This is a genomic window from Sphingobium sp. TomTYG65, from assembly GCF_055395525.1.
The window spans coordinates 581,350-594,426 of record NZ_AP027331.1 but is presented as its reverse complement, the minus strand read 5'-3'; the positions used below and the strand labels follow the sequence as shown (position 1 = coordinate 594,426).

General features: G+C 65.1%; 12 protein-coding genes. 8 read left to right on the top strand and 4 right to left on the bottom strand.

Features of this window, described 5'->3' with window-relative positions; genetic code table 11:
- The first annotated feature begins 6 nt into the window (after nt 1-6).
- The 8 genes from ACZ5Y5_RS16520 (at nt 7) to ACZ5Y5_RS16485 (ending at nt 6,268) form a co-directional block, all read left to right on the top strand.
- On the top strand, nt 7-834 hold the full coding sequence (locus ACZ5Y5_RS16520; RefSeq protein WP_464811015.1) for an alpha/beta fold hydrolase: 828 nt from the start codon (nt 7-9) through the stop codon (nt 832-834).
- Complete coding sequence (locus ACZ5Y5_RS16515) at nt 827-1,339, top strand: flavin reductase family protein (RefSeq protein WP_464811016.1); 513 nt, start codon at nt 827-829, stop codon at nt 1,337-1,339. The genes ACZ5Y5_RS16520 and ACZ5Y5_RS16515 overlap by 8 nt, the downstream gene beginning before the upstream one ends.
- Nucleotides 1,340-1,440: 101 nt before the next feature.
- The gene (locus ACZ5Y5_RS16510) at nt 1,441-2,145 is read left to right on the top strand and encodes a fumarylacetoacetate hydrolase family protein (protein ID WP_464811610.1); all 705 of its coding nucleotides are present in this window, start codon (nt 1,441-1,443) and stop codon (nt 2,143-2,145) included.
- Nucleotides 2,146-2,193: 48 nt separating this feature from the next.
- Complete coding sequence (locus ACZ5Y5_RS16505; protein WP_464811017.1) at nt 2,194-3,141, top strand: acetaldehyde dehydrogenase (acetylating); 948 nt, start codon at nt 2,194-2,196, stop codon at nt 3,139-3,141.
- The gene (gene dmpG, locus ACZ5Y5_RS16500) at nt 3,138-4,196 is read left to right on the top strand and encodes a 4-hydroxy-2-oxovalerate aldolase (protein ID WP_464811018.1); all 1,059 of its coding nucleotides are present in this window, start codon (nt 3,138-3,140) and stop codon (nt 4,194-4,196) included. The genes ACZ5Y5_RS16505 and dmpG overlap by 4 nt, the downstream gene beginning before the upstream one ends.
- A 65-nt stretch (nt 4,197-4,261) precedes the next feature.
- Nucleotides 4,262-5,074, top strand: coding sequence for a sugar phosphate isomerase/epimerase family protein (locus tag ACZ5Y5_RS16495; protein ID WP_464811579.1), 813 nt, complete (start codon nt 4,262-4,264; stop codon nt 5,072-5,074).
- A 226-nt stretch (nt 5,075-5,300) separates the two neighbouring features.
- A complete protein-coding gene (locus ACZ5Y5_RS16490; RefSeq protein WP_464811578.1) occupies nt 5,301-5,783 on the top strand; it encodes an Lrp/AsnC family transcriptional regulator in 483 nt (160 codons plus the stop codon).
- The gene (locus tag ACZ5Y5_RS16485; RefSeq protein WP_464811577.1) at nt 5,780-6,268 is read left to right on the top strand and encodes an Lrp/AsnC family transcriptional regulator; all 489 of its coding nucleotides are present in this window, start codon (nt 5,780-5,782) and stop codon (nt 6,266-6,268) included. Before ACZ5Y5_RS16490 ends, ACZ5Y5_RS16485 begins: the two co-directional genes overlap by 4 nt.
- A gap of 100 nt (nt 6,269-6,368) precedes the next feature.
- Here ACZ5Y5_RS16485 and ACZ5Y5_RS16480 read toward each other — a convergent pair whose 3' ends face one another.
- The 4 genes from ACZ5Y5_RS16480 to ACZ5Y5_RS16465 all read right to left on the bottom strand — a co-directional run bounded on the left by ACZ5Y5_RS16480 (nt 6,369) and on the right by ACZ5Y5_RS16465 (nt 13,055).
- Nucleotides 6,369-7,592, bottom strand: a complete 1,224-nt coding sequence (locus tag ACZ5Y5_RS16480) for a dicarboxylate/amino acid:cation symporter (protein WP_464811576.1) — start codon at nt 7,590-7,592, stop codon at nt 6,369-6,371.
- Nucleotides 7,589-8,560 carry a methyltransferase gene (locus ACZ5Y5_RS16475; protein WP_464811575.1) on the bottom strand — a complete coding sequence of 324 codons (972 nt, stop codon included), beginning with the start codon at nt 8,558-8,560 and terminating at the stop codon, nt 7,589-7,591. Before ACZ5Y5_RS16475 ends, ACZ5Y5_RS16480 begins: the two co-directional genes overlap by 4 nt.
- Before the next feature lie 227 nt (nt 8,561-8,787).
- Nucleotides 8,788-12,120, bottom strand: a complete 3,333-nt coding sequence (locus tag ACZ5Y5_RS16470) for a glycosyl hydrolase (protein ID WP_464811574.1) — start codon at nt 12,118-12,120, stop codon at nt 8,788-8,790.
- Nucleotides 12,121-12,140: 20 nt separating this feature from the next.
- Entirely contained in the window at nt 12,141-13,055 is a 915-nt protein-coding gene (locus ACZ5Y5_RS16465) for an alpha/beta hydrolase (RefSeq protein WP_464811573.1), read from the bottom strand.
- Nucleotides 13,056-13,077: the final 22 nt, after the last annotated feature.

Sequence of the window (13,077 nt, the reverse complement as noted above, 5' to 3'; positions counted from 1 at the left end):
ATCCTCATGGCCAGTGAACTGAGCCGCAAGACCTATAAGGTCGCGGGCGGATATGATATTTCCGTCGCGGAAATTTCAGGTGACGGCCCGGCCGTCATCTTCATCCATGGCAGCGGCCCGGGCGCGTCGGGCGCGTCCAACTTCCGCAACAACGCCCAGACCTTTGCGGACGCTGGCTATCGCGTCATCCTGCCCGACCTTATCGGCTATGGCCAATCCTCCAAGCCCGAAACCGACTATCCGCTCGAGCTGTTCACCCAGACCCTGCTCGATGCCCTGAAGCAGCATGGCGTCACCAGCGGCACGCTGGTGGGCAATTCGCTGGGCGGCGGCATCGCCCTCCAGATCGCGCTCGACCATCCCGAGTTCACGATCGACAAGCTCATCCTGATGGCGCCGGGCTGTGTTGCCGAGCAGGCGAGCTATTTCACCATGCCCGGCATCGCCAAGATGCGCTCGGGCTTTGGCAGCCCCGACTTCAACATCGAGGAACAGCGCCGCCTCATCAGCAACCTCATGCATCCCTCCTCGCTCCACCATGTCACCGACGCGCTGGTCGAGGAGCGGTTCGCGGTCGCGCGCACCCAGCCCAAGGATGTGCTCGCGCGGGTGAAGACCCCGGACCTTGGACCGCGCCTGGGCGAAGTCAAGCAGCCGATCTTCGTCCTCTGGGGCCTCAATGACGAATTCTGCCCCGAAAGCCACGCCCGCCTCTTCCTCGACGCCTGCCCCGACGTGCGCAGCCTCACCTTCGCGCAGACCGGCCATTGGGTGCAGGTCGAACGGGCGGCAGAGTTCAACCGCTATTCGCTGGATTTCCTCAAGAATGGCTGACGCCGCCCCTGCGCAATCCGTGCCTGTTCCGCAGCCCGTGGACGTCACCGCAGGTCTCAAGGGCGCGATGCGCCGCCTCGCCTCGGGCGTGGCGATCGTCACGGCGCTGGGCGAGGAGGCGCCGGTCGGCATGGCCGCGACCTCGATCACCTCGCTCACCATGGACCCGCCCGCGGTCCTCGTCTGCGTCAACCAGTCGGCCGGCATCCACGCCCACCTGACCCCCGGCTGCCCGGTCAGCATCAACCTCCTCTCGCGCCACCAGCGCGACGTGTCCGCCGCCTTTGGCGGCGCGGTGGCGCGCGAGGCCCGCTTTGGCGTCGGCAGCTGGACCGCTGACGCCCATGGCCTGCCGATCCTGGAGGAGGCGCAGGCCAATCTTAGCTGCACCATCGACAGCATGACCCCCTATGGCACCCACAGCATCGTCATTGCGCGGGTCGAGGCGGTGCGCCTGTCGGACGCGGTCGATCCCCTCATCTTCCAGGATGGAGCCTATCTGTGAGCGATCTTGACGCCCAGAGCCTTAACGCCCAGAGCCTTAACGAAAGCCTCGCCGACGAGCTCTACCAGGCGCTGCGCGCGGGGATCACCGTGCCGCCGCTGATGGCGCGTTATCCGCAGCTTACCATCGACGATGCCTATGCCATCTCGCTGGGCGCGCTCGAAAAGCGCAAGGCCGATGGCGAGCGCGTCATCGGCAAGAAGATCGGCGTCACCTCCAAGGCGGTGCAGGACATGCTGGGCGTGCACCAGCCCGACTTCGGCTTCCTCACCGACCGGATGTTCATCGAGGGCGATATCGATGTCGCCGCCAACGGCCTTATCGCCCCGCGCGCCGAGGCCGAGATCGGCTTCATCCTGAAAGACAGCCTCAAGGGGCCGGGGGTGACGGCGCAGCAGGTGATTGCCGCGACCCAGGCCATCGTCCCCTGTTTCGAGATCGTCGACAGCCGCATCCAGGACTGGAAGATCGGCATCGTCGACACCGTCGCGGACAATGCCTCCTGCGGCGTCTATGTGCTGGGGGACGCGCGCGTGGACCCGCGCGATCACGACTTGCCCAACCTTCATGTCACGGTCACCAAAAATGGCGAACCTTTGTCGGAGGGCTATGGTCATGCGGTGCAGGGTTCGCCCGCCCAGGCGGTCGCCTGGCTCGCCAATACGCTGGGCGCCTATGGCGTTACCTTAGAGGCTGGCGATGTGATATTGTCAGGCAGCCTGGTGCCGCTCGAACCGGCACGGCCAGGCGATGTGTTCGAAATGCAGCTGCATGGCGTTGGCAGCTGCACCGCGCGCTTCATATAGGTTGAATGACGCATCGCTTGGGATCTGCGATGCCGTGAGGAGTGAATGATGACGGACAAGGTCAAGGCGGCGATCATCGGGTCGGGCAATATCGGCACCGACCTCATGATCAAGATGATCAAATATCCGCAGAATATGGAACTGGTGGCCGTGGTCGGCATCGACGAGGCGTCCGAAGGGCTCGCCATGGCGCGCGAGCGCGGCGTCGCCACCACCCATGAGGGGATCGAGGGCCTCAAGAAAATGGCCGTCTATCCCGAAATCGGCATCGTGTTCGACGCGACCTCGGCTTACGCCCACAAGGTCCATGACGCAGCGCTGCGCAAGGACGGCAAGCAGGTGGTCGATCTGACCCCCGCCGCGATCGGCCCCTACACCATCCCGACCGTCAATGGCGAAGCCAATCTCGACGCCGGAAACGTCAACATGGTGACCTGCGGCGGACAGGCGACGATCCCGATGGTCGCCGCGGTCTCTGAGGTCGCGACCGTCCATTATGCCGAGATCGTCGCCTCGGTCTCCTCGCGCTCGGCAGGGCCCGGCACCCGCGCCAATATTGACGAGTTCACCCGCACCACCGCGGGCGCGATCGAAAAGGTCGGCGGCGCCGCGCAGGGCAAGGCGATCATCATCCTCAATCCCGCCGAACCGCCGATGATCATGCGCGACACCGTCTTCACCCTGTCCGAAGGCGCCGACGAGGAGACCATCCGCGCCTCGGTCGAAGCCATGGTCAAGAAGGTCCAGGCCTATGTGCCGGGCTACCGCTTGAAGCAGGAAGTGCAGTTCGAGCGCTTTGGCGACAACAACAAGCTCAAGATCCCCGGCCGCGGCGAGTTCACCGGCATCAAGACCATGATCCTGCTCGAGGTCGAGGGCGCGGGCGATTATCTCCCCAGCTATTCGGGCAATCTCGACATCATGACCGCCGCCGCCAAGGCGACCGGCGAGCTGCTCGCGCAGCGCATCCGCGAAGGAAAGAAGGTGGCAGCATGAGCGCCCAGTCCAACAAGCCGTTCAACGTCGAGGCGGGCGACAAGCTCTATATCCAGGACGTCACCCTGCGCGATGGCATGCACGCCATCCGCCACATGTATGGCATCGACCATGTGAAGGCGATCGCCAAGGCATTGGATGACGCGGGCGTCGATGCGATCGAGGTCGCCCATGGCGATGGCCTCAATGGCGCGAGCTTCAACTATGGCTTTGGCGCGCATACCGACTGGGAATGGCTTGAAGCCGTCGCCTCGGTGCTGACAAGGTCGGTACTCACCACCCTCATCCTGCCCGGCGTCGGCACGGTCGAGGAGCTGCGCCGCGCCTATGATATCGGCGTGCGCTCCGTCCGGGTCGCGACCCACTGCACCGAAGCCGACGTCTCCAAGCAGCATATCGGCATCGCCCGGGACCTGGGCATGGACGTGTCCGGCTTCCTGATGATGAGCCACATGATCGATGCGGAGAAGCTCGCCGAGCAGGCTCTCCTCATGGAAAGCTATGGCGCGCAGTGCGTCTATGTGACCGATAGCGGCGGCGCGCTCGACATGGATGGGGTCAAGGCCCGGCTTGAAGCCTATGACCGGGTCTTGAAGCCCGAAACCCAGCGCGGCATCCACGCCCACCACAATCTCTCGCTCGGCGTCGCCAACTCGATCGTCGCGGCGCAGTGCGGCGCGGTGCGCATCGACGCCTCGCTCACCGGCATGGGCGCGGGCGCGGGCAATGCCCCGCTCGAAGTGTTCATCGCCGCTGCCGACCGCAAGGGCTGGAACCATGGCTGCGACGTCAACGCGCTCATGGACGCGGCCGAAGATCTCGTTCGTCCGCTGCAGGACCGCCCGGTCCGGGTCGATCGCGAAACCCTCGCGCTTGGCTATGCCGGGGTCTATTCCTCCTTCCTGCGCCATGCCGAAAAGGCCGCCGAAACCTACGGCCTCGACACCCGCACCATCCTCGTTGAACTGGGACGCCGCAAGATGGTCGGCGGACAGGAAGACATGATCGTCGATGTCGCGCTCGACATGGTCAAGGCGCGCGAAGCCGCGGCCTGACCTTGCGCAGGGGCGCGGCCAACCGCTGCGCCCCTAAGCCTCGCAACCAGCAGGAAGGAGAGGATATGGCCGATAGACGCCTGTCGCTCGACCATATCACCGTCACCGACACCACCCCCTGGCAGCTCGCGGAAATCGCCGCCGAGACAGGGTGCGCCGGCATCTGCCCGTTCCTCCACTCGATGGAGGTGCTGCCCGCCATGCCACCCTATGACCTGGTGCGCGACGCCCAAGCGCTGCGCCGAACCCGCGACGCGCTCGCCGCCACCGGGGTCAGCGTCGATCTCATCTACCCCTTCACCATGGCAGGGCGTACCAACCCCCAGGACTTCGCGCCCGCGCTCGAAACCGGCGCAGCGCTCGGCGCGGGCCTTGCCAATGTCCTGTGCTACGACCGCGATCCCGTCCGCCGCACCGAAAAGCTCATCGAACTGGCCGAACTCGCCGCAACCTACACCATCGCGCTCGCCATCGAATTTTATCCGCCCTCCCAGGTCAGAACCCTCGCCGACACCCTCGACGAAATAGACCGCACAGCCCGCACCGACATCAAGGTCACCCTCGACCTCCTCCACATCATGCGCGGCGGCGATATCGACGCCAGCATGGCCCTCCTCGACCACCCCAGCATCGCCATCGCCCAAATCTCCGACGGACCCGCAACCATCGATCCCACCCAAATCGAATGGGAAGCCGGCATCCAGCGCCTCCTCCCCGGACAAGGCAGCTTCAACATCAGAGCGTTCCTCAACACCCTCAACCCCAACACACCCCTCAGCATCGAAATACCCCAGCAAAACGCCATCAACCTCAATATACCACCCGCACAACGCGCCAAAATCGCTACCGAAAACGTGAGAAGGCTCCTTCAAGACTGATGCAAAGCGCAGCGCGATGAAATATTTTCACCTCGTCTGCTAGTGCTGTCTTTTACGCATCCCAAGGACGAGACGCTCGCCATAGGCGGCACATTCGCCGGCTCTCGCCTGATTTCTGTGCATTCCCAAAGATCGCCCGTAATGCCCGCCCTAGCGGGGCTGCGGGCTCTGTGGCACTCTCCATTTTCGAGCGCTATGGTCCGCCGGTGATGGGAGGCATGGTGGAATGCAGATAAGGAACGGGCGGACAACATCACCGCCTTCACTGGACACTCTGGACAATAACATCATCGAAATCCTGCGGACGAATGGCCGCGCGACGAACCAGGACATAGCGCAGCAGCTGTCGGTGACAGCGGCGACCGTTTCGGCGCGCCTGCAGAAGATGGAGGATGCGCGCGCGATGCGCGTGGTCGCTGTGACCGACTTTGCTGCGCGAGACTATAATGTCATCATCGCCGTCGGCGTGCGGGTGCAAGGGCGCAGCATCCAGGATGTAGGCCGCGACCTCGCCAAATTTCCCGAAGTATTGAGCGTGAACGCCATGAACGGCGGGTATGACCTGGAATTGATGGTCGCGCTGCATGATTTTTCGGAGGTCCAGGAATTCCTCTACGATCATATCTCCGGCATCGAAGGCGTTGCGCAGATCGACTCCGGAGTGGCCGTCGATATCGTCAAATATGAATTCAACGTGGTTCCGCTATGACCGACATGAGCCGCCACCGGCTCGATCCGCTGGACCGAAAGATCGTTGAGAAACTGTCGCGCGACGCCCGTATTTCCAACCGCGCGATCGCCGCGGAACTGGGCGTGACCGAGGGCACCATCCGGTCGCGGATCAAGCGCCTGCAGAAGGAGGGGTTGATCCATTTCACGGTGGTGACGGATTTCCGCCTGGCCGGATCGCCGAACCTTTGCATGATGGGCATCGACGCCGACCCGTCGCGCGTTACCGAGCTTGCCGAGCAGTTGCGGAAGATTCCGGAGATCAACTGCGTCGTGTTGCTGCTGGGCCGCTACAATCTGCTGGCGATGGGGCTTTTCACCAACATCGAACAGTTGAATGAACTGGTGACGCGGCAGATCCGCAGCTTGCCGGGGGTGCAGCGGGTGGAAACGGCTATTTCGGTGCACAATCTGAAGTATGAAGCAGGGGTGGCGAAGATCACTCAGGCGTCGGAGCCTGGGTGATCGGAGCGGTTTTTCCATGAATGAAATGGCGAATTGAACGCATTTTCTGAAGGGGCCTCTCCTATCCGCTTTGGAAGGTGAATGGGACCGGTTGGGTAGGCTATTCAAAGCCTATTTCGCGGGCGGGGGAGCGGCCGGTGGCGCAGGCTATGGCTATGTCATTGGTGACGTTGCCGACCGTACGGAAGAGGTCCGGTATCGCTTCGATCGCGAGGAGCAGGGGCAGCGCGGCGACGGGCACTCCGGCGGCGATGCAGATGGGGGCGATGGTGGCGAAGAAGGACACCTGCGCGGGAAGGCCGACTGCGCCGAGGCTGACCGGAACGGCGACGAGCGCTATCAGCGTGAGTTGCGCGGGGCCGATTGGTACGGCGTGGAGATGGGCGAGGTAGAGCGTGACCGCGACGTTGGCGGCGACGCTGGCCGCGCGGAAGAGCGAGACGGCCATGGGCAGGACGATCGCGGCTCTTTCTTCCGGAACGTCAAGCTCGCGCGCAGCTTCGACCATGACCGGGAGGGTCGCGAGCGACGATTGGGTGCCGAGCGCGACCGCCTGGGCCGACAGGGATGCGCGGGCGAAGCGCAGGGGCGAGACGCGGCCGAGGATCGCGGCCCAGACATAAGCGAGCAGTGTCGCGGCAAGGCAGCAGAGGGCCACGACTGCGACATATTGCGCGAAGGCGCCCAGAACGCCGGCGCCTAGCCGCGCCCCGGCCCGGAAGGCGAGCGCGGCGATGCCGATGGGCGCTACCGCCAGAACCCAGCCGACGATCACCAGCATGGTTTCGACAAGGCCGCTCAATAATTTCAGCAGCGCTTCGGCCAAGTCCTTGCTGATCCGGGCGACCGCAAAGCCGAAGAAGAGAGCGAACACGACCAGCGGGACCATGGCGGTTTCGGCGGCCGCCTTGATGGGATTGGCGGGGATGATCGCATGATACCATTCGCTGGGGCCGGTAGCCGGTGGCGGCGTGCTGGCGGCCTGCGCCATGCCCTGCGCGGCGGGCCAGAGCCGCAGCAATCCGTCCGCCAATATGGCTGCGATGGCCGAGGCGGCGGTCAGCATGACGGCGAAGAGGATGAAGGCCCGGGCCGCGATGCTGCCCGCCGAGGCGCTGCGGGAGGCGGCGGCGACGCCCGTTACCAGCAGGCCGAAGACCAGCGGCACCACCGTCATGGTCAGCGCGTCGAGCCAGAGGCTGCCGACGGGCAGGAGGATTTGGCCCAATATGCGTTGCGGCGCTCCGCTGGTCGCGATGCCTGCAAGGAGCCCGATGCCCAAGCCGGCAAGCAACTGCAACGGCCGGGCCTTGATCGCGATCAACGGAGGCTGGCCTGTCGCTCGATAACGGCGGCGATCACCGCGATGCGTTCGACGTCTTTATAGGCTTCGTTCTTGAGTTCCTCACCGAAGACATCGGGGTCCATCTCTTCATAATGGAGCAGGCACCGCTCCTGCTGCGACAGTTGGGCGAGTTGTTCGTGCAACTGGTCCTTTCCATCGACGATCGCGCTGCCGGTATAGAGGATGAAACGCCCGCCTGCGGCCAGCCGGGGGAGGGCCTGCCGTGCCATCTCCAGGGATATTTCGCCGCCGTGCATGCCGCCGCCGTCGCGATAGGCGCGGCCTTCGGTGTCGGCGATATAGGGCGGGTTGGCGAGCAGCAGGTCGAAATCGCCATCGATTTGCGCAAGGTCGCCGGTCTCGATGAATTTGGCCTGCACGCCCGCCGCCTGGGCGTTGATCCGCGCGAGTCGGAGCGCGAAGGGATTGATGTCGGTCACGATGATCTCGACGGAGGGGCAAAGGTGCGCCGCAACGATTGCGCCGACCCCCGCCCCGGTGCCGATGTCGACGAGGCGCGCACCCTTTTGCTCCGGGCAGCGGGTCAGCTGATGGGTGATCAGCCGTGCGAAGCGATAGCTGTCGGGGCCGAAAAACACCGCATCCTCTGCGTCGGTCGGATAGGCGGAATGGAGGAATAGCTGCTGGCCGAGCGAGGAGACGCGGAGGCGGCTCTTCATCCTTGCGCCGTGCTGCTCAATCGCATCGGCTTGATGGAGGATGCGGAGCAGTTGCTGGTCGATTTGCTCCGGGTCGAAGGGGCGGGACCAGCCGAAGACATCGCGCAGATTTTGCGCGGGTGCATTTGGAGAGCGAGCGAGGATGCGGGCGTGGGTGGCTGGGGTGGGGGTGATGAACTGATAGCGCTGCTCTTTAAGATAGGTGATGAGCGCGAGGAGGGCGGTGTCCTTTTCTGTGATCCCTGCTTCGCCTGCCATGGTGGCCATGCGCCTCTTCTCCCTCTGGTGAGGGATGAACGGTTGGGGAGGGGTGTTCGATCCTTTTTTGGGTGGCGTTGGGTTTGGAACAGGGCAGGGGCTTCGACAGGCTCAGCCCGAACGGGGTCTGCATTCGTCCCGGATCATCTGGAGAGCACTGTGCTCATGCGGAGGCAGGCAGGCGCAGCATGACGGCGGGGCGGCAGGCAGCTTGTCCCTGCCGCCCTTTTCGCCTGTCACTCACTCCATAGCGTAACCGGCCCCATAAGGCCGCTCGGGCGTAGTGGCGCGTCGGGTTTGTAGGTGGGGGCGGCGGTGAAGGTGATTTTTTCCGCGCCGGGCTGCTTGTCGCCGATCAGTCGGTTCACCCAGAGGTTGGCGACCTTCACTTCCAGCCGGTTGCTGCCGGATTTGACGTAGCGGCCAATATCGAGGCGGTAGGGTGCGAACCAGCTGGTGCCAGCAAGCTGGCCGTTCACGCGCACTTCGGCGAGATCGCCGACCTTGCCCAGGTCCAGCCAGAGGGGCTGGCCGCGCTTGGCGCCCTTTGGAAGCGTGAAGCGGCTGCTGTAGGTCGCGATGCCGGAGAAGTAGCGAACGCCCTTATCCTCCGCCTCATTGAGCGGCGAGAGTTTGGCCATGGCGAGCGAAGCGGGAGCGCCGCGGCCGGGCTGGAAGCTGATCTGCCAAGGCTGATCGAGGGTGGCGAGCTGGCGCGGCGCGGGGGCCGGGAGCGCAACCGAAGGCGCGGTGGCGGGCTTGCGGAACAGGATGAAGAAAGCATCTTCTGCGCCCACATCGAGCGTAATGACCGTTTCCTGGCCCTCGGTCCGATAAGAGACGGGGGCGGCGGTGCCGTCAATCGCGCGCCAGATTTCGGGCTGGCGGCCGGTGATGCGGAAGCGGGCCTCGACCTTCTCAGCGCGGTTCTGGCGGTTGTTGACAAAATAGAGGTCGCCATCCGGCAGCTTGCGGTGGACGAAACGATAGTCGCTGTCCGCTGCGCCGCCGGTGACACGGAAGTCGGGCGCGATGCCGATACGGGCGAGCGCGGCGTCGGGGTCCGCACCGGGGATGATGCGCGGTTTGGCTGTGGTTGTGCCTTTCCAGAGGCGGTCGACAAGCGCGGTGAAGGCGGCCGGATCATCCTGGAACGCAGGATCGCGCTGCGGTGCTTCGCCGATGATCGGGATGCCTGCGTCCGCCAGCTCCGCGATGCGGCGAAGGGTGGGAAGCGTCATGACGCGGCTCGACCCGCCGAGATAGAGTGCGCGGTAGCGGGCTCCGCCAGGTGCGACGAGCTGTCCATCCTCTACCTTCAGCACGTTGGACAGGATGTCCGCATTGATGAAGTCATAGCCATAGCCCTTGGGCAGGCCAGCGGGCGCGCCGGTGAGGAAGAGGGCGGTGATCGGCGCGTCTTCGCCAGGGAACCAGGCGATGTCGGCATGGTCGCGGCCCTGCTGGAGCAGATAGCCGGTGCGCGCCATATAATCGACCCAGGGCTTGGCCATTTCCGCCCAGCTTTCATGCCGGTTGAAATATTGGCCGAAGATCATGAGCGACAGGCCGGGCACCTTGTCATCGACCGGCTGATGGACCGAGGTGTGGACGATCGGCCGGTTGATGCCGGACGCGAATTCCAGGTCGATGATGCGCTTCAGGTCCGACGGCGCGAAGGCCCAAGGCGAAAAGACCGCGGTCATCGATTCCGCCGAGACGATGTTCTGGCCATAGATATGGGCGACCGATGCCGCGCCCTTCATGTCGCCGAGCAGGGTCGGGCGCGGAGTGCTGTCCCGGTTCCAGGTCCAGAGCGCAGCCATCGGCACATCGGCGTAGCGGCGCATGGTGAGGTCGTCGCCCAGTACCGGGCGGCCATCCTCCAGCGCTTCGCCATAGACCTTCATGCCGTTTTCATGTGCGACTTTGGCGATGGTGCCATAATGGGAGTCGGCCAGGAGATCGGCGAGGGTGCGGCGGAAATCATAGAGGAACGCCTCACTGCGGGCGGGCGAACCGACGACCGTGCCGGTGAGTACGGGAAGATAGGGCAGCGGGTCATAGCCGCGCCGGGCGGTGAACTCCTCGACCATGCGGGGCGTCCAGTTGGACGGGCCAACCTCTATGCTGTCGGTAAGGAGCGCGCGGATGCCCTTTGCGCCGATCCATTCAGGGCCGACCGCATCGCGGTACATGGAAAGGTAGGTTTCCATGTAGCGGCGGACGGCGGCGGGATCATATTTATCGACTTCAAGGCCGGTCGCTTCGACGGTCGCGGGATGATTGACCTTGCCGGTGGGCGAATAACCGAGCCGCAGGATGCGCCAGTCGCTGCCCGCAGGAGCGGTCCAGTCGAGCGTCCCGTCGAGGCGAAGATGGCTGCTGATGTCGATCACCTTGGCCGGATCGACTGCTCCCGCGGTCGAGGATGCCGGGACCGGCAGGCTGCTATAGTCGCGCAGGACGGTGAAGCCCGCCTTGGCCTCGACACGATCGATGCGCGGCTCGGCCGACAGGCGCAGTTCGCCGATGGGGAGCGTCGCCTTTGAGGCGCGGGCGAAAATGTCCATGGAGATGGCGCCCGGCACGCCTTCGCCAAGGCCCGGCGCGGGTCCTGCGTCATTCGGGCGCAGGACGACGCGGAAGCGGCGGGCGGTGGTTGCGGGGAAGGCGATGGTGGTCGCTGCTTCGGACAGGGCGAAGTCGCCCAGCGCGCGCCAGCCGCCGCCCTGTTCCGCCTCCAGCACGGGGCGGTAGGCGGGGTCGCGGAAGGGAGGCTTGGCGTTGGGGATGAATATGGTGGCGGAGCGGACGGTGACCGGCTTCCCATAATCGAGGGTGAGCGCTCCGGGCTGCTCCGCGGTTCCGGTGGGTACCTTCACAGCGCTGTCGAGGTCGGCGTCGGTGAGCGTGGCTGCGTCCACGGCGGCGCCGTCGGGCAGGCGGACTTGAGGGGCGGGCAGAGCCGTGCGCTTCACCGGGTAAGCGAGGATGCGGGCGTCGCGGTAGAGCGGGGCGAGCGGCTTTGCGCCTTCGACCGCGCCGGGCATGGCTTCGGTAAGATGCGCGTTCTGGAACGGGCCTGCGACGCCGGGCGGCACTGGCAGCGGGCCGGTGAAGCGGCGGCCGCCCTTCAGGTCAGCTTCCGCCCAGACGAGCTTCTTCATCGCGTCCTCGGGCTTTACCCAGGGGCCGCCCGTCTCGCTCCAGCCGGGGGAGGAGGCGATGGCGAATTCCAGGCCCTTTGCATCGGCGGTGCGAACGGCGTGGGCGAAGGCGTCCTTCCACTCAGGCGTCATGTAGGACAGGCGCTTGGGCACGATCTGCGGCGTCAGCAGGCTGGCGTCGAAATTCTGCACGCCGCCAATGCCCATGCGGGCCATCCAGTCGAGATCCTTGTCGATCCCTTCCTTCGTGATGTTGCCGTTCATCCAGTGCCACCAGACGCGCGGGCGGGCGCTTTGCGGCGGATTTTGAAAACCGTCGGCGAGGTCGTCGGCGAGCAGAGGGCTGGCAAAGGTGGTGCAGGCGAGCAGCAGGGCGAGGCGCAGGGCGCGGGTTTTCATCGAAAAATGTCCTCTGAGGATCAGCGCGAGGCGGTCAGCAGGCCGCGCATGCGCAGCCAGGCGGTGAATTGCGGCAGCAGGCCGGTCGTGGTGGTGCCGGGGCGGCCAATCCCGAAGCCGTGGTCGCCGCGCTCATAGGCGTGCAACTCGACCGGGCGGCGAGCGTCGCGCCAGGCTTCGGCGATGGCGAAGCCCTGTTTCCTGAACAGGCCGTCGTCCATGGCGATGGCGGCGAACATGGGCGGCGCGTCGGCGGGCACGGTGACGGTGGTCATCGGGCCGTAGATATAGCCGATGAAGGCGGGGCGAGCGTCGCCCTTTCCTTCCAGCGCGGCGTTGAGGGCGGTCATCGCTCCGGCGGAAAAGCCGATCATGCCGACGCGGGCGGGATCGACGCGATACTCCTTGGCGCGGGTGCGGATGAGGGCAAGGGCGGCCAGAGCGTCCTGGGTGGCGCGGGGCTCCTCGATCTTCGTGCCGGGCTGGTTGCGGGCGGCCTGGGCCATGCGCTGGCCCACGGCGGTCATGAAGGCTTTTGAATCGCGGGGCGTTTCGTTGAGGCGATATTTGAGGACGAAGGCGGCAATGCCCTGTTCGGCGAGCCAGCGGGCGATGACTTCGCCTTCGCTCGACATGGAGAGGGACATGAAAGCGCCGCCAGGGGCGACCACCACAGCCGCGCCGGTCGCCTTGGCAGGATCGGGCAGATAGGGGGTGATGGTCGGGCGGGTGACGTTGCGGACCGTGTCATTGTCGATGACGATCTGGCCATATTTGCCGCTGACATGTTCCCACTGTTCCTTGTCCGCGTCCTTGGAGGCGGGGTAGAGCGGGATTTCGGCGAGCTTTGGCTTGGCGATCGGCGTGATCTGCATCTGCGCGGCGGCGGGCGTGGCGATCGCAAGCGCCAAGGCGGTCAGGGCCAGATGCTTCATCGAACAGGTCTCCTCTCTATCT

Coding starts and splice junctions, on each gene's coding strand:
- ACZ5Y5_RS16520 (WP_464811015.1), top strand. CDS start 7: ATGGCCAGTGAACTGAGCCGCAAGACCTATAAGGTCGCGGGCGGATAT.
- ACZ5Y5_RS16515 (WP_464811016.1), top strand. CDS start 827: ATGGCTGACGCCGCCCCTGCGCAATCCGTGCCTGTTCCGCAGCCCGTG.
- ACZ5Y5_RS16510 (WP_464811610.1), top strand. CDS start 1,441: ATGGCGCGTTATCCGCAGCTTACCATCGACGATGCCTATGCCATCTCG.
- ACZ5Y5_RS16505 (WP_464811017.1), top strand. CDS start 2,194: ATGACGGACAAGGTCAAGGCGGCGATCATCGGGTCGGGCAATATCGGC.
- dmpG (WP_464811018.1), top strand. CDS start 3,138: ATGAGCGCCCAGTCCAACAAGCCGTTCAACGTCGAGGCGGGCGACAAG.
- ACZ5Y5_RS16495 (WP_464811579.1), top strand. CDS start 4,262: ATGGCCGATAGACGCCTGTCGCTCGACCATATCACCGTCACCGACACC.
- ACZ5Y5_RS16490 (WP_464811578.1), top strand. CDS start 5,301: ATGCAGATAAGGAACGGGCGGACAACATCACCGCCTTCACTGGACACT.
- ACZ5Y5_RS16485 (WP_464811577.1), top strand. CDS start 5,780: ATGACCGACATGAGCCGCCACCGGCTCGATCCGCTGGACCGAAAGATC.
- ACZ5Y5_RS16475 (WP_464811575.1), bottom strand. CDS start 8,560: ATGGCCACCATGGCAGGCGAAGCAGGGATCACAGAAAAGGACACCGCC.
- ACZ5Y5_RS16470 (WP_464811574.1), bottom strand. CDS start 12,120: ATGAAAACCCGCGCCCTGCGCCTCGCCCTGCTGCTCGCCTGCACCACC.
- ACZ5Y5_RS16465 (WP_464811573.1), bottom strand. CDS start 13,055: ATGAAGCATCTGGCCCTGACCGCCTTGGCGCTTGCGATCGCCACGCCC.